This window comes from Planomonospora antibiotica, assembly GCF_014647955.1.
Taxonomy (GTDB): Bacteria; Actinomycetota; Actinomycetes; order Streptosporangiales; family Streptosporangiaceae; genus Planomonospora; species Planomonospora parontospora.
On the sequence record NZ_BMQE01000057.1, the window covers coordinates 11,878 to 25,984 of the forward strand.

Consider the following 14,107-nt stretch of genomic DNA (forward strand, 5'->3'; position numbering starts at 1 on the left):
GCGCCGCCGTGCTCCCGCACGGCGGCGCTTCCGCGTGTCACACGAAGCCGGATGCGCCGACGTCACTGCCCGGGCAGCGCCGCGCGGACCTGCCAGCCGCTGTCACCGGGCTCAAGCGCGACGGTGAGCTGCTCCAAGCCGGGCCGCCCGGCCTCCTCCCACGCCTGCAGGTAGTCGCGGAGCTTGGCCAGCGCCGGGGAACCCGAGTCATTGGCACGCAGCTGCCCGCTGTCGGTGAGCACCGCGGCGTTGCGGCCGGAGGAGAACCCGACGCCGGCGTCCCAGTCGGGTTCCCCGCTGCCCCACGTGGTGAGGCTGGACGCGCCGAGCGCATGGTCGCGGGCGGCGAGGTAGGCGCGGGCGTCACGCCAGGCGGCGGCCACAGCCGGGCCGTCACCGCCGAGGAGATACTCCTCGACGTGGCCGGGGTGGCCGAGCAGGGCCAGGGCGGCGGCCGGGTCGTCGTCGCGGTCGCGCCACGCCACGGAGATGTGGGACTGGCCGTTGTGGGCGTCGACGTAGAACAGCGGCGCGCCGAGGGTGTCGTTGACGACGCTGGCCATGTCGACGTAGACGGCGGCGCCAAGCTGCAGGTCGGCGAGCGTGCCCTGCCTGGTGACGGTGGCGCACAGGTGACCGACCGCGCGGGCCACCGGCGCGATGTAGACCGGCGTGGAGACGATCCCGCCGGGGACGACCTGCTTGACCCACGCGGCCGGAATGGACGTCGGGCTGCACCAGCCGACGATGAGATCGAACGGGCCCAGGTCGGGGGCACCGTCGTGGCCGTCGCCGCACACCACCTGCACCGGGCAGCCGCGCTCATCGTGCAGGGCGCGGGCCCGCTCGACGAGCTGGCCGTCGATGTCGATGGACACGACCGTCCCGGCCGGTCCGGTGAGCTCGGCCAGCAGGGCGCCGGTGTAGCCGGTGCCGGTGCCGATCTCCAGGATGCGGGCGCCGGCCAGGTCGCGGCCAGCGGCGGCGCGCAGGATGTCACGCTCAATCGCGCTCTGGGCGGTGGACTGCGGCGGCCGCCCGTGGACGGGGTGGTCGGTGTAGTGCTCGCGGGGGACGGCGGCCACGGCGGCGGCGAGAACATCAGGGGTCATGACAGCTCCGATGCACGGGTCAGGTTGAGTTCTCCGACGGTCACCGTAATGTGCAGCGGCCGGTCGGGGTCGGTGGGTTCTCCAAGCGGACCCAGACGGGTCCGGGTCCAGGCGTGGGCGGCGGCGGGCGCGAACCGGCAGCCGATGCACCACGCGGCGTAGTAGCCGCAGGAGGCGGCGGTCAGGTAGACGGCGAGGCTGTTTTCCAGGCAGGCGGCCCGGCCCGGCCAGCGGCGGCCGGCCCAGTCGCGGGCGGCGGCCAGGCGCCGCACCGCCGCCGCGTCCGGGTGGCGTCGCATCACCAGCCGGGCCGCGTGCGCGACGGCCAGGACGGCGCGCAGCGGCAGCAGCCGCAGCAGCGCCACGGCGGCCAGCAGCGCGGCCACGGCCAGGAGCCGCGCCGTCTTCGGCACCGGGACCGGGGCGGGGCAGCTCATGCGGATCGTCGACACAGCCACCTCCGGCGGGGGCGGGACGGCACGAGCAGCCCGGCCGCGGCCAGCTCCCGCCGTACGTGGTCGACGTCGGCGCACGCCCGCTCCGGGGGGATGCCCCACCGGTCGGCGAGCACGGCCGCGGCGTCGGCGGTGGGGCGAGCACGGCCGCGGCGTCGGCGGTGGGGCGACCGGCGGCCAGGTACGGCCAGCAGGCGGCGGCCGAGGCGGTGAGCACATGCCAGCGACCCCGCCCGCGCGTGTCCAGCAGCATGCCGCCGACGTCGGTGACGGTCGCGTACACCTGCCGGGCCGCGACCAGCCTCAGCACGGGCATGCCGCCTCCTCCCCCGTGCACATCGCCGGTCGCGTCTCCTGCCGGGACAACCACAGCTCGGCTGAGACCAGGAGTTCGAGCGCGGCCAGCGGGCCCGGCGCACCGGCCGCCAGCCGGGCGAGACCGTTCTCGACGCGCGCCCGATCCACGATCCCGGCGGCGGCGAGCCGGGAGGAGTCCAGCAACGCGGTGATCGCCTCCCGGTGGGCGGCCACGCCGGTGTAGGCGGCGCCGCCGAGACTGCCCTTCGTCGGGCGGCGCAGGACCCGCTCGGGGACCAGTCCTACGGCGGCCCGGGCCAGCAGCGGTTTCTGCCAGGCCGCCGACACCCGCTCATGCACCGGGATCGACAGGGCGGCCCGCACCACCTGGTTGTCGAGCAGCGGCGCGTGCAGCCGAACACCGATCGCGGCGGCGGCGTCGGCGTACTGGGCGTGGTAAGCGCCGTATTCGCGGGTCTCGCACCACGCCCGGTGGGCGGCTTGGGCATGCCCGGGCAGCAGCGGCGCCGAGTGCGCGGCCTGCCGGGTCCGGTGCGCGAGCTCGGCCGCCGCGTCCGGAGTGAACCATGCGGTGATGCCGGCGGCCGGGATCCACGGCGTCCGCGGTGACCGGTCGGGCCGGGCGAGGGCGCGGGCCAGGTGGCACAGCGCCTCCGGATGGGTGACGGCTGATGCGGTCAGTGCCGCCCGCACGGCGCGGGTCACCGGCAGGTGCCGCAGCCGGGCCCGCGCGGCCGCGTGCCGTACCACCTGCCGCCACCGCCGGGTCCGCGCCAGGTCGGCCAGCGCGTAGGCGGGCGGACTGAACAGGGTGTCGCCGCCTCCGCCGGTCAGATGCGCCGCCGTCCCGTGCTCGGCGATCTCGCGCAGGTAGGCGGCGTGGACGGCCCAGCGGGCGGCATCGCCGTACGGCAGGTCCGTGACCGGGGCCTGGTCCAGGCCCTGGAACCAGGCGTCCGCGGTGGCCACGACGTGATGGTCCAGGCCGGGCAGTTCCGCGGCCGCGTGCTCGGCGTATTCCAGGTCGTCGTTCGGGGCTTCGGCCAGCAGGTGCGTGAACACCGGCATGCGGGCGCCGGCGTGGGCGGCGGCCGCGGCGATCGTGGTCGAGTCCAGACCGCCGGACACGTCGGCGCTCAGGTGGGGGTGCACTCGCACGCGGGCACCGGCGGCCTCGACCAGGGCGTGCCGGAGCCCGCCGGCCGCTTCGTCCATCCCGGCCGTCCTGGGCGGCTCGTAGGGGTGGACGGCGGGGCCGGGCAGCTGCAGCAGAGACCCGGGCAGTACCAGCGCCACCCCGCGGTAGACGGTGGACTCGCCGAGAACTTCCGGCACGGTGGCCGCGGCCAGCCATGCGGCCAGCTGCTCGACCTCGACGCCTGCGCCGGTCAGGTCGGCCAGCGGCGCCGCCCGGGTCGCCCACACGATCGTCCGCCCGGTCTGAGCGTGGTAGACGGGCCGGGCCCCGACCAGATCGCCGAGCACCACGGTCACGGTGCCGTCGGTGGCGGCCACCCAGTACGAGCCGGGCCAGCACGTCAGCTCGCTCCAGCGCCGCCCGGCCACCGCCCGCAGCCCGCGGCGCAGCTGCTCGTCGCTGGCGTAGCAGTCCCCGGCGACCGCGAGCCGCACCGGCCCGGCGTGCACGCTTCGGCAGTCCCGCTCGCCGGTGTGCCACACCGGGTGCGGGGTGGCCCACAGCCGCCGGGCGCAGAGCGTCGGGGCAGGAAACGGCGTCGTCGATCCTGCAAGCATGATTCGCCTCGCTCTCGTCTGAACAGCAGGAGGGCCGGACCGGACACCGGCCGGCCCGGCCCTCCCCGGGGGTGGGCTACTCGAAGTAGCGGTTGTTGTCCTGGCTGTCCTCGGCGTACTTGCCGAGCGTCACCTCAGGCACAGCGCCGAGCACGACGGTCGCCGGCGGCACGTAGGCCGGAAGGCTGGAATCGGACATGGGTTCCTCCTCTCCAAGGACGGGGGTGGTGACGGGGCGGGGGCTTACTTGCTGCCGCTGCCGCCGCAGGCCGTGCACGTCCGCAGGCCGCCGTTGCTGGTCTGGACGGTGCCCGACCCGCCGCAGACGTTGCAGGTCTTCGCCTGCAAGGGCTGCGGCACGACGGTGGGCGGCGCTGGGCAGGCCTGGCTGGGGATCGCGATCGGGAACGTGTCGGCGCCCGGCCCGGCCGTGAGCCGCGTCGCGGCCGGCGAGACGGGAAGCAGGGGGGTGCGCCTGCCGGTGATGGCCATCGCAGAACTCCTACGGGTGGAAGGTCCGGCACCGGTCGGTGCCGCGTCTTCACCGTGCGCCCATCCGGGGCGAAACAGCAGATGAGAGGGCATGCGCAGACCTGAGCCACTCGTGTGAGGCTTGCGCGTTCTTGCGTATTCCCGTGACGGGCCGTCAACTCCGGCTTACCGTGGGCTGAGCACTCCCTCCCAGCCCTCGGACGGCAAGGGGCACGACGTGCACAAACCGATCACCAACCACCAGCTGCACGCGCTGATGGCCGAAGCCGGATACGACCGCTCCCACGCCGCCTTGGCCCGCCAGGTCAGCCGCGCCGGCGCCACCAGGTACGGTCTCGTTCTGCGCTACGACGGCGCCTCGGTGTACTGGTGGCTGCGCGGCCGCTGCCCCGAGCAGCCGGTCCCCGAGCTGATCGCCGCGGTGCTGGGCCACCGGCTCGGCTGCCCCGTGCCGATCGCAGAGCTCGGCTTCGCCCGCCTGGCCCAGGCGCCCGACGCTGAGACGCTGGTGTTCCCCGGCTCGCTGGACGCCGCGGTCACCGCCTCGGCCGCGCTGTGGGCGAAACTCAGCCGGCCGTCCACCGATGCGGCGCAGCCGTTCGTGCCCGCTGCGGCGGTCGACGCCGGATGGCGCTGGCACTTCGACCCGCCCGACCACGACCTGGCGCGCTCCGGCAGCCGCCGGGTCGACACCGACGACGTCGAGCGGTTGCGCACCTGCCAGGACCAGTTCCTCGACCTGGACCGGCGCCACGGCGGCGGCCACGCCCGCACGTTCCTGGCCGAGTTCCTTGCCCGGGACGTCGCGCCCATGCTGCGCGGCTCCTACACCGACTCCGTCGGCCGGGAGTTGTTCGCCGTCGCGGCCGAGCTCACCGGCACCCTGGCGTTCATGGCCTACGACGCCGCCGACCACGCCGCCGCGCAGCGCGCGTTCACGCAGGCGCTGCGCCTGGCCAAGGCCGCCGGGCGCCTGGCCAAGGCCGCCGGGGACCGCACGTACGGCGCGCACGTGCTGGCCAACCTCGCCACGCAAGCGATCTTCCTGAATCTGCCCGCCGAAGCCGTACGGCTGTCCCGGGCCGCCGTCGAAGGCGCGGGCCGCCGTCGAAGGCGCGGGCCGCCGTCGAAGGCGCGGGCCGCCGTCGAAGGCGCGGGCCGCCGCCCGGCTCCGGCGGTCGCCGCGCGGCTGCACACCACCGACGCGACCGCGTGCGCGCTGGCCGGTGACCTGCCCGCCTTCCGGGCCGCGCTGCGCCGGGCCGACCGTGCTCTCGACCGCGACGACGGCACCGGCCCGTCGTGGGCGCGCTACTTCACTCCCGCCCACCTGGCTGGGACCGCGATGCGCTGCCTGCTCGACCTCGACCGGCCCGCCGAGGCCCTCACCCACGCTGGCCAGGCACTGCAGCTCGCTCCGGGCAACGCCCGCACCCGCGCCTTGCACACCGCGCTGACCGCGACCGCGCACGCCCGAGCCGGCCACATCGACCAGGCCGCCGCGCTCGGCATGCGGGCTGCAGGCCTGGCCCGGCACCTGCGCTCCCGGCGGGTCCAGGCCCGTCTGGCCACGCTGGCCAGGGCGCTGGCCAAGCACCAGGCCGTGCCGGAGGCCCGCGACTTCCTTGAAGTGACGAAAGCCGATCAGTGAACTCACTGGGTGCAGACCGGACACCGAAGGTAGCGTGATCAGATGAGCAAGCCGCACCTTGAGCCCTCCGAGTGGTATGCGAGCGTGCCGACGGTCTACACGTCGGCGTGCATGCTGCTGACCGACGAGCACGACCGCGTGCTGCTGGTCAAACCCAACTACCGGCCGTACTGGGCGATCCCCGGCGGCGTCGTCGAGGCGGACGAGGCCCCGCACGAGTGCGTCGCCCGGGAGATCACCGAAGAGCTCGGGCTGACCGTGCCGGTGGGAGAGCTACTGGTGGTCGACTGGGCTCCGCCGTTCGAACAGCGGCCCCGGACCATAGTCAACTTCCTGTTCGACGGCGGCACGCTCACCAACCCGAACAGGATCCGGTTGCAGGTCGAGGAGCTCGACGCCGCCGAGTTCTTCACCTGGGAGGACGCGGCGGCGCGGATGCCGGCCAACACCGCGGCGCGCATCCCCGCCGCCCGGCGCGCCCGCAAGAACGCCCGCACGGTCTACCTGCCGGCCGACAGCGCCGTGTAACGGCCGCAGGTCTCCGCCGGTGCCCGCCGTGGCCGGAGGGCCGAGTCACCGGTGCGAGCCTGCCGTTCGAGCAGCGGCCGCGACTCCAGCTGCCGGTCGTAGTCCTGGGTCAGACGGTGGCTGGCACCCGGCCGCGCGGCCGGAGTGCTGCTGCCTCGTCATCGTCGGCGGCCGCGGCGCGGTGTGAGGTAAGCGCGGTCTGCTCAGCGGGTGTCAGCACGCTCAGCCGGACCCGTTCCCCGTAGGGGACGAAGTCCAGGGCGAGACGGCGCGCGACGTAGTCGGTGATGGACGACGCGGTCGGGACCTCCGGGTCGTTGGTCATGCCGCGCGGGTCGTAAGCGGCGTCCAGCAGCGCCTGGACGATCTCCACGACCGGGGCGCCGTGCCGCAGCCCGAGGTTGATCGTGTGGTGAAGGGCATCGGCGAGCCCTGCGAGCGTCGAGCCGTGCTTGCCGAGCCGCACCATCACCTCGGTGAGGGTACCGTCCGCGGCCATCGACGTGATCAGGTATCCCTGGGCTCCGCCGACTTCGAACCTGCGGGTCATGCCGTGCCGCCCGTTGGGGCGGGGTGCGGGCACGGGTGACATGGTGGCCTCCTGGGTGGCGGTTAGGGAGTCTGCTCGCCGCATCATGCCGCACACCAGTCTCACTTGTTCGGCGTTCAAAGCTTCTCCCCGCCGTGGTTCGGTCCTCGTCGCCGGAACCGGTCGACGGCTCGGCGAGCAGCGCTACCCGGCCTTGGGGGAAGCGCTCGTGAAGAGGACTCCGAGTGGGCTCCAAGACTGCTCCGCGCGGGCGGAGGAGGCGGTCCCGGGGGTCTCCGGCCCGGGGTCGCGGGCTGGGAGGACACGGCGGAGGCCGGGACCCCGTGAGGGCTCTCACGGGGTCCCGGCCTCCCGGCGGGTGGTGCGGCGGCTCAGTCGGCGACCGGGGCGGGCTCCGCCTCCACCCCTGCGGGCTCGGGTTCCGCCACTGCGGCCTCCTCCTTCTCTCCGGCGTAGGAGATGTGGCGCAGCCGGAGGAGCGTGAAGACCGCGGCGGCGAGGGCGACGCCGACGCCCACCGCGGCGCCGAGGTTGAGGGAACCGGTGAACGCCTCCCGGGCCACGGCGAGGAGCGTCGAGCCGTCCTCCGCGGGCAGCCGGGAGGCCGCCGCGGTCGCCGCGCCGACGGTCTCGTACGCGCCGGGCGGCACCTCCGCCACCGGCCCGGCGGAGAGTCCCGCGGCGAACTCCCGGCTGTAGACGGCGGCGCCGACGCTGCCGAAGAGGGCGATGCCGAAAGCGCCGCCGAGCTCCTGGAAGGTCCGCTGCAGCGCGGCCACCGAGCCCGCCTGCTCCTCCGGGGAGACCGAGACCACCATGTCGGTCAGCAGGGGGATGACGGTCGAGACGCCGACGCCGATGGCGGCGATCCCGCCGATGGTGAGCAGCAGGTCGCGCTCCAGCGTCAGCTGGGACATCGCGGTGAACCCGGCGGCGACGACGAGGAACGCGCCCGCGATCACGTAGGCCGGCCGCACCCTGCCGACCAGGTTCGCGGCGACCGGCGCGCAGACGCCGGTGAGGACGGGGATGACGAGGAACCACAGCCCGGCTTCCAGCGGCCCCATGGACAGCACCTCCAGGAGGTACTGCGTGCTGAACAGCCCGAAGCCGATCACGCAGAAGAAGGCGGTGAAGGTGAGCGCCAGGGCCGGGCCGAACCCCCGGTGGGCGAAGAGCGCGGTGTCGATCATGGGATGCGGCAGCCGCGCCTGCCTGACCACGAAGACCGCGGCCAGGGCCAGGCCCGCCGCCACGCCCGCCGCGGACAGGGCGCCGAAGCCGTTCGCGGTGATCTCCTTGAAGCCCCACACCAGGGCGAACACCGCGAAGAGGGAGAGCAGCGAGCTGAGCACGTCGAACCTCTCGGTCCGGACCCGGGGCAGCCGGAGCTCCGGCACCAGCAGGGGGATCAGGATGAGCAGGACGGCGATCACCGGGACGTTGATCAGGAAGATCGAGCCCCACCAGAAGCTGTTGAGCAGCGCCCCGCTGACGATCGGGGCGACGCTGACGCCCGCCGCCACGCCGACCGACCAGATGGCGATGGCGGAACGGCGCTGCCTCTCGTCGTGGAAGACGTTGCGCACCAGCGCCAGCGCCGACGGCATGAGGGTCGAGGCCGCGAGGCCCTGCACCGCGCGGGCCGCGATGAGCATCTCGGTGCTCGTGGAGAACGCGACCGCGGCGGAGGCCGCGCCGAAGACGGCCGAGCCGATCAGCAGCATGCGCCTGCGGCCGATGATGTCGCCGATGTTCCCCATCGTGATCAGGAACGCGGCGAGCACGAACCCGTAGATGTCGATCATCCACAGTTGCTGCGTGCTGCTGGGGTTGAGGTCTGCCGCCATGGACGGGACCGCGAAGTACAGCACGGTGATGTCCATCGAGACCACGAACGGCGGGAGTGTGAGCGCGGCCAGGGCGATCCATTCCTTGCGCCCCGCCTGCGGACTGGTTCCTGTCATGCCCTCACCATACGTTTGTAATAGACGCTTGTATATGACTGACGTATATATAGTTCCTTGTCTAAGACGTTTGTCTTAGACAAGGTAGGATCACCGCCATGGGACACCGCGACGACCTGCTCGCCGGCGCCAAGCGCTGCCTGGTCGAAAAGGGATACGCCCGCACGACGGCACGGGACATCGTGGCCGCGTCCGGCACGAACCTGGCCTCCATCGGCTACCACTACGGATCGAAGGAGGCCCTGCTCAACAAGGCGCTCATCGAGGCCGTGGTGGAGTCGGGCGACGAGCTCGGGCGGGCCGTCGCCGCCGAGGCGGACGCCGACCCCGGCGCCGACCCGGTCAGCCGCTTCCAGGCCGTCTGGACGCGGATCATCGAGGAGTTCTCCGACCGCCACGAGCTGTGGGCGGCCAGCCTGGAGATCTTCGGCCAGGTCGACCGCGTCCCCGAGGTCCGCCGGGCCTACGCCGACGCCATCCAGGAGGGCCGCGAGGGCATGGCGGCGATGTTCCGCCGCATGTCCCCGGAGACCGGCGCGGAGCCGTCGCAGGCGGTCGGCTCGTTCCTCCAGGCGCTGGCGACGGGTGTCATGGTGCAGTGGCTGGTCGACCCGGAGCGGGCCCCCACCGGACCCGAACTGGCCGAGGCCTTCCGGACCCTGCTGGCCTGGCAGCAGGGGGGCGCCGCGGCCGAGGCGGCGGGCTCCCCGCCGGAGTGAGACCGGGCCCGCGACGGGCGGGGCCGGGTCCGCCCGGCCGTCGCGGGTCACCCGCCCACCGCCGGTGTCCGGCCCGCCGCCTCGGCCGCCAGCCTCCCCCGGTCCACCTTCCGGTTGGAGTTCAGCGGGAACTCCCCGACGTGGCGGTAGTCCCTCGGCAGCATGCCCTTCGGCAGGCTCCGCCGGAGCCTGCGGGCGAGCTCGACGGGCGGGGCGGGCACCCCGGTGTAGAAGACGACGAGCTCGGTGCCGTTGGGGCCGGACCGGGTCACCGCGACGGCGTCCTCGACGCCGTCGCACATCCGGATCTCGTGTTCGACCTCGGCGAGTTCGACCCGCCAGCCCTGGATCTGCACCTGGGAGTCCAGGCGTCCCAGATAGAGCAGTTCCCCGTCCGCCAGGCGCCGGACCCGGTCTCCCGTGCGGTACCACGCGCGCCCGTCGTGCTTGAGGAACCGGCCGTCGTCGTCCTCGGGGTCGAGGTACCCCGCCGCCATCTGCGGGCCGGTGACGCACAGCTCGCCCTCGTCCTCGGCGAACCCGCCGTCCTCGGCGAGCAGGAGGTGGTCGTGCCCCTCGTGCACCGCGCCGATCGGCACCAGGCCGTTGACGCCCAGGGCCGCGGAGGTCTCCGGCGACCAGCGGTGCCCGGTGACGGTGACGGTGAGCTCCGTCGGCCCGTAGAGGTTCTCCACCGCCGAGCCGGGAGCCGCCGCCTGCCAGTCCGCGGCGTCGGTGCACCGCAGCGCCTCACCCGCGAAGAGGCTCCACCGGAGCGTCGGGAAGGCGCCCGGGGCCAGGCCGCCGGTCTTTCGGGCGATGGAGATGCCGGCCGGGGTGGAGAACCACACGGTCATCCCCCGCTCGGCGAAGAACGCCGGCATGTCCCGGTAGGCCTGCGCGGGGACGGGGTGCACGCTCGCTCCGGCGCCCCAGGCGCAGAACATGTCGAACATCGCGCAGTCGAAGTTCAGGTCGAAGGTCTGCGAGAAGACGTCGTCCGGGCGGAAGTCGTACCGCTCGTCGAGGAGCCCGAAGTAGTGGTGCGTGCTGCCGTGGGTGATCGGCACGCCCTTGGGGCGCCCGGTCGAGCCGGAGGTGAACAGGACGTAGGCGACGTCGTCGGCGCGGACCCGCGCCGGGGCGTCGAGGGCGTCGCCGCGGGAGACCGGGACCGTACGGAGCCGCGTCCCCGGGTCGCCGCCGGGCGCGACGACGGGCAGGTCCAGGGAGGTCTCCGCCAGGGCCGCGAGCCCGCGCCCGTCGGCCAGCACCACCGACGCCCCGGCCGCCCGGAGCATCCGCTCGGTGCGGGCCGCGGGGAAGTCCGGGTTCAGCGGCACGACGGTGGCGCCGGTGTAGAGGGCCGCGAGGATGCCGACGTACGACTCGATCCCCTTGGCCGCCAGGACGCCGACGGCCCGCGGGGGTTCCGCGGGGGCCGCCAGGAGCGCGCCCGCCCACCGCAGGGCCAGCCGGTGGGCCTCCTCGTAGGAGACGGTCTCCGCGCCGGCGCGGACCGCCACCCGCCCGGGTGAGCCGGACAGTCCCCGGAGAAAGCGCTCATGTAATCCGCATCCGATGGTCTCCGTCATTCTTCCTCCGGGAGGACAAGGGTTAACAAGGGTTGCCGTTCACGCGGAGCCGGTTCTACCTTCACAGCGAAGAAGTCCGGCGCACAGCCCACGGAAGATTCGGAGCCACCATGCTGGAGAAGCAGTTCGAGGAAATTCTGCGCAGACATCTGCCGTTCATCTCCGCGGATGAGGAGATGACCTGGGAAAGCGACCTCCGCGATCTCGGTCTGGACTCCGTGGGGATGGTCGACCTGCTCTCCCAGCTGGAGGGCGAATACCAGGTCAGATTCGTGGACGAGGCACTGGAAATGGAGACCTTCGCCACTCCGGGAACGCTCTGGAGCGCCCTCTCCCGGCTGATCGGCACACCGGCCTGAGCGAACGCGCGGAAACGCCGTCCGGAGTCCGCGGACCCCGGACGGCGTTCTCCGTCCGGTCCGGCCGCCCATTCAGCCCGCCGCCCTCAGGCTCCGCGGTCTCAGGGCGACCCGCGGGGTGACCGGCACGACCTCGAAGCTGGAGGTCGTGCACCGGACGCGCCCGAAGAGCGCGTCCGGCCCGGACACGTAGAGTCTCCGCACGTTCAGCCGCCTGAGCCCCGCCACGGCGCGCGGCCACCGCACCGGCTCCACGAACCCGTCCAGCAGCATCTCCCGCACGCCCTCGCCCGTGTCGAGCAGCCGGCCGTCCTGGTCGGCGACGACCGGGATCCGCGGGTCGGCGAACCGGAGCCCGCCGAAGACCTCGCGCTCGACCTCGTCGCGCAGCGGGGCCAGGGCCCTGGTGTGCATGGGCGGATGCATGGTGTACAGGGGCATGCCCCCGGCGGCGCGCAACCGCCCGGTCAGCCAGTCGAGCCGCCCCCGCTCCAGGGTGAGCATGTGGAAGTCGTCGTCGACGTGGCAGGACAGGTCGTACCACTCCTCGCGCTCGTCCAGTTCCCGGAGGATCTCGTCGAGCCGCTCCTGCGGGGTGCGCGCGAAGGACTGGGTCACCAGGTCGCGGTGGTCGCGGGCGGTGTGCTCCTCCAGGGCGCGCGCGCACCGCAGGACCATCAGCACGCCCTCCTCGAAGGTCAGCGCGCCGGAGTAGACGGCGGCCACCTTCCCGCCGAAGCTGGGGCCGACGCAGACCTCGGGCCGGATGCCGAGCTCCTGCTCCGCCCACCGGGCCAGGGCCAGGCAGTTCACCATGAACGCGACCTGGGCGTGCTCGGTGTAGTCGCCCACCGAATCGCGGTAGCGGTCGAAGAGGGAATAACCCAGGACGTCGTCGGCGCCGGCCATCAGCCCGCGCGCGACGGGGTTTATCAGCATGAATTTCGCCAGACCGGCGAAGTCGGAGGGACCCATTCCGGGAAACATGATCGCAGGGTCCAGCTGGAGATCGGTCTTCATTCGTCTGCTCCCCGCCACACGAACAGGGTTTGGCCGTCTCCCCAAGTCTCCATTCGGCGCGGCACGCCCATAACCCCTATCCGCCCCTATCCGGAACATCGAGCGGCCGTCGGATAAGGGGTCCGTAGGGGCTGACACGATTATATGCGCGCATATTCTTCTCAGCAGACTCGAATTAGCAGACTCGACGTGATTCCCGATCGACACCCCGGATCGAAAGGCGATCTCCAGATGACCGATTCCACCGGCCCTTCGGACAACGGTTCCGAGCCCCGCCCCTTTCCGATGGACAGGGGGACGTGCCCGTTCAGCCCGCCGCCCGAGTACGCCGGGATGCGCGCCGCCGGCGCCCCCGCCAAGGTGAGGCTGCGCTGGTCCGGCAAGGAGGTGTGGGCGGTCTCCCGCCACGAGGACGTGCGGCAGGTGCTCAGCGACTCGACGATGAGCTCGAACTGGAAGCTGCCCGCCTACCCCCTCCAGGTCCCGGTGCCGGACGAGATGCTCCAGCAGCTGGAGCTCCCCCTGGTCGCCATGGACCCGCCCGAGCACAGCGCGCGCCGCCGCATCCTCATCCCGGAGCTGACGGCCCGGCGGGCGCAGGCGCTCCGCCCCCGCATCCAGGAGATCGTGGACGAGCACATCGGCGCCATGCTGGCGCAGGGCGGCCCCGTGGACCTGATCCAGGCGCTGGCCTTCCCGGTGCCCGCGCTGATCTTCTGCGAGCTGCTGGGCGTGCCGGCCGCCGACAGCGACTTCTTCCGCCGGGTCGCCGAGACGCTGGTCAGGAGCGACGTCGAGCAGGAGGAGATGATCAGCGCCCAGATCGAGATGGAGGCCTACCTCGACAAGCTGGTCGCGGAGAAGGAGGGCTCCCCGGGTGACGACGTGATCAGCAGGATCATCGTCAAGAACCGCGAGACGCCCACGATCGAGCGCCGCGACATCCTCAACCTCGCCAAGAACCTGCTGTTCGGCGGCTTCGACACGACCTCGAACATGATCGCTCTGGGGGTGCTGGTCCTGCTGGAGCACCCGGAGCAGCTCGCCGAGCTCCGCAGCGACCCGGGGCTGGCCCCGGGCGCCGTGGAGGAACTGCTCCGCTACCTCAGCATCGCGGACTCCAGCCCGGCCCGCGCCGTACTCCAGGACGTCGAGATCGGCGGGACGCTCATCCGCGCGGGCGAGGGCGTCGTCGCGCTCACCTCCTCGGCCAACCGGGACGAGAACGTCTTCCCCGACCCCGACAGGTTCGACATCCACCGGGACACCTTCGGCCACTCCGCCTTCGGCCACGGCATCCACCAGTGCCCCGGCGCGAACATCGTGCGGGTGGAGCTGGAGGTCGTGTTCACCACCCTCTTCGCCCGCATCCCGGAGCTGCGGCTGGCCGTGCCCCGGGAGGAGGTCTCCTTCAAGAGCCACACCCTCGTGCACGGCGTGAACGGCGAGCTCCCGGTCACCTGGTAGCCCGGCCCTGCGGCACGAGCGGTACGGCTCCGCACGCGAGAAGGGACCCGCCACGGTGCGGCGGGTCCCTTCTCGCGTGCGGAGCCGTTCTCATACGCCGGGCCGCCCTCGCGTGCGGA

At 73.0% G+C, this 14,107-nt stretch carries 14 protein-coding genes; 5 read left to right on the plus strand and 9 right to left on the minus strand.

Annotation, left to right across the window (positions count from 1 at the left end):
• Nucleotides 1-62: 62 nt before the first annotated feature.
• The 5 genes from IEZ06_RS31465 to IEZ06_RS31485 all read right to left on the minus strand — a co-directional run bounded on the left by IEZ06_RS31465 (nt 63) and on the right by IEZ06_RS31485 (nt 4,132).
• Nucleotides 63-1,112 carry a protein-L-isoaspartate O-methyltransferase family protein gene (locus IEZ06_RS31465; protein WP_189240313.1) on the minus strand — a complete coding sequence of 350 codons (1,050 nt, stop codon included), beginning with the start codon at nt 1,110-1,112 and terminating at the stop codon, nt 63-65.
• A complete protein-coding gene (locus IEZ06_RS31470) occupies nt 1,109-1,564 on the minus strand; it encodes a lasso peptide biosynthesis B2 protein (RefSeq protein ID WP_189240314.1) in 456 nt (151 codons plus the stop codon). Before IEZ06_RS31470 ends, IEZ06_RS31465 begins: the two co-directional genes overlap by 4 nt.
• A 306-nt stretch (nt 1,565-1,870) precedes the next feature.
• Entirely contained in the window at nt 1,871-3,640 is a 1,770-nt protein-coding gene (locus tag IEZ06_RS31475) for an albusnodin/ikarugamycin family macrolactam cyclase (RefSeq protein ID WP_189240315.1), read from the minus strand.
• A gap of 76 nt (nt 3,641-3,716) precedes the next feature.
• Entirely contained in the window at nt 3,717-3,839 is a 123-nt protein-coding gene (locus IEZ06_RS31480; RefSeq protein ID WP_189240316.1) for a putative RiPP precursor, read from the minus strand.
• 44 nt (nt 3,840-3,883) lie between these two features.
• Nucleotides 3,884-4,132, minus strand: coding sequence for a hypothetical protein (locus IEZ06_RS31485; protein WP_189240333.1), 249 nt, complete (start codon nt 4,130-4,132; stop codon nt 3,884-3,886).
• Nucleotides 4,133-4,349: 217 nt separating this feature from the next.
• Here IEZ06_RS31485 and IEZ06_RS31490 point away from each other — a divergent pair, with 217 nt between their 5' ends.
• A complete protein-coding gene (locus IEZ06_RS31490) occupies nt 4,350-5,783 on the plus strand; it encodes an NsdA family TPR-like regulatory protein (RefSeq protein WP_189240317.1) in 1,434 nt (477 codons plus the stop codon).
• Nucleotides 5,784-5,825: 42 nt separating this feature from the next.
• Complete coding sequence (locus tag IEZ06_RS31495; RefSeq protein WP_189240318.1) at nt 5,826-6,311, plus strand: NUDIX domain-containing protein; 486 nt, start codon at nt 5,826-5,828, stop codon at nt 6,309-6,311.
• Between the two features lie 109 nt (nt 6,312-6,420).
• Here IEZ06_RS31495 and IEZ06_RS31500 read toward each other — a convergent pair whose 3' ends face one another.
• Nucleotides 6,421-6,903, minus strand: a complete 483-nt coding sequence (locus IEZ06_RS31500) for a TSCPD domain-containing protein (protein ID WP_189240319.1) — start codon at nt 6,901-6,903, stop codon at nt 6,421-6,423.
• Nucleotides 6,904-7,232: 329 nt separating this feature from the next.
• Nucleotides 7,233-8,828 (minus strand): MFS transporter, encoded by a 1,596-nt coding sequence (locus IEZ06_RS31505; protein ID WP_189240320.1) that lies wholly within the window; start codon nt 8,826-8,828, stop codon nt 7,233-7,235.
• Nucleotides 8,829-8,926: 98 nt separating this feature from the next.
• Between IEZ06_RS31505 and IEZ06_RS31510 the strand changes: the two genes are divergently transcribed.
• Nucleotides 8,927-9,547, plus strand: a complete 621-nt coding sequence (locus IEZ06_RS31510) for a TetR/AcrR family transcriptional regulator (RefSeq protein ID WP_189240321.1) — start codon at nt 8,927-8,929, stop codon at nt 9,545-9,547.
• 47 nt (nt 9,548-9,594) lie between these two features.
• On the opposite strand, the gene IEZ06_RS31515 is transcribed toward IEZ06_RS31510, so the two are convergent.
• Nucleotides 9,595-11,142 (minus strand): AMP-binding protein, encoded by a 1,548-nt coding sequence (locus tag IEZ06_RS31515; protein WP_189240322.1) that lies wholly within the window; start codon nt 11,140-11,142, stop codon nt 9,595-9,597.
• A 110-nt stretch (nt 11,143-11,252) separates the two neighbouring features.
• Between IEZ06_RS31515 and IEZ06_RS31520 the strand changes: the two genes are divergently transcribed.
• A complete protein-coding gene (locus tag IEZ06_RS31520) occupies nt 11,253-11,501 on the plus strand; it encodes an acyl carrier protein (RefSeq protein ID WP_189240323.1) in 249 nt (82 codons plus the stop codon).
• Nucleotides 11,502-11,573: 72 nt separating this feature from the next.
• Here IEZ06_RS31520 and IEZ06_RS31525 read toward each other — a convergent pair whose 3' ends face one another.
• Nucleotides 11,574-12,521: an ACP S-malonyltransferase gene (locus IEZ06_RS31525; RefSeq protein WP_189240324.1), complete on the minus strand. Its 948-nt coding sequence runs from the start codon at nt 12,519-12,521 to the stop codon at nt 11,574-11,576.
• A 231-nt stretch (nt 12,522-12,752) separates the two neighbouring features.
• Here IEZ06_RS31525 and IEZ06_RS31530 point away from each other — a divergent pair, with 231 nt between their 5' ends.
• The gene (locus IEZ06_RS31530; RefSeq protein WP_189240325.1) at nt 12,753-13,988 is read left to right on the plus strand and encodes a cytochrome P450; all 1,236 of its coding nucleotides are present in this window, start codon (nt 12,753-12,755) and stop codon (nt 13,986-13,988) included.
• The last annotated feature ends 119 nt before the right edge of the window (nt 13,989-14,107 follow it).

What these genes read in the sequence shown, in the direction of transcription:
- IEZ06_RS31480 (WP_189240316.1), bottom strand. Translation starts at nt 3,839, where the DNA reads ATGTCCGATTCCAGCCTTCCGGCCTACGTGCCGCCGGCGACCGTCGTG.
- IEZ06_RS31530 (WP_189240325.1), top strand. Translation starts at nt 12,753, where the DNA reads ATGACCGATTCCACCGGCCCTTCGGACAACGGTTCCGAGCCCCGCCCC.
- IEZ06_RS31515 (WP_189240322.1), bottom strand. Translation starts at nt 11,142, where the DNA reads ATGACGGAGACCATCGGATGCGGATTACATGAGCGCTTTCTCCGGGGA.
- IEZ06_RS31525 (WP_189240324.1), bottom strand. Translation starts at nt 12,521, where the DNA reads ATGAAGACCGATCTCCAGCTGGACCCTGCGATCATGTTTCCCGGAATG.
- IEZ06_RS31495 (WP_189240318.1), top strand. Translation starts at nt 5,826, where the DNA reads ATGAGCAAGCCGCACCTTGAGCCCTCCGAGTGGTATGCGAGCGTGCCG.
- IEZ06_RS31510 (WP_189240321.1), top strand. Translation starts at nt 8,927, where the DNA reads ATGGGACACCGCGACGACCTGCTCGCCGGCGCCAAGCGCTGCCTGGTC.
- IEZ06_RS31500 (WP_189240319.1), bottom strand. Translation starts at nt 6,903, where the DNA reads ATGTCACCCGTGCCCGCACCCCGCCCCAACGGGCGGCACGGCATGACC.
- IEZ06_RS31465 (WP_189240313.1), bottom strand. Translation starts at nt 1,112, where the DNA reads ATGACCCCTGATGTTCTCGCCGCCGCCGTGGCCGCCGTCCCCCGCGAG.
- IEZ06_RS31475 (WP_189240315.1), bottom strand. Translation starts at nt 3,640, where the DNA reads ATGCTTGCAGGATCGACGACGCCGTTTCCTGCCCCGACGCTCTGCGCC.
- IEZ06_RS31520 (WP_189240323.1), top strand. Translation starts at nt 11,253, where the DNA reads ATGCTGGAGAAGCAGTTCGAGGAAATTCTGCGCAGACATCTGCCGTTC.
- IEZ06_RS31505 (WP_189240320.1), bottom strand. Translation starts at nt 8,828, where the DNA reads ATGACAGGAACCAGTCCGCAGGCGGGGCGCAAGGAATGGATCGCCCTG.
- IEZ06_RS31485 (WP_189240333.1), bottom strand. Translation starts at nt 4,132, where the DNA reads ATGGCCATCACCGGCAGGCGCACCCCCCTGCTTCCCGTCTCGCCGGCC.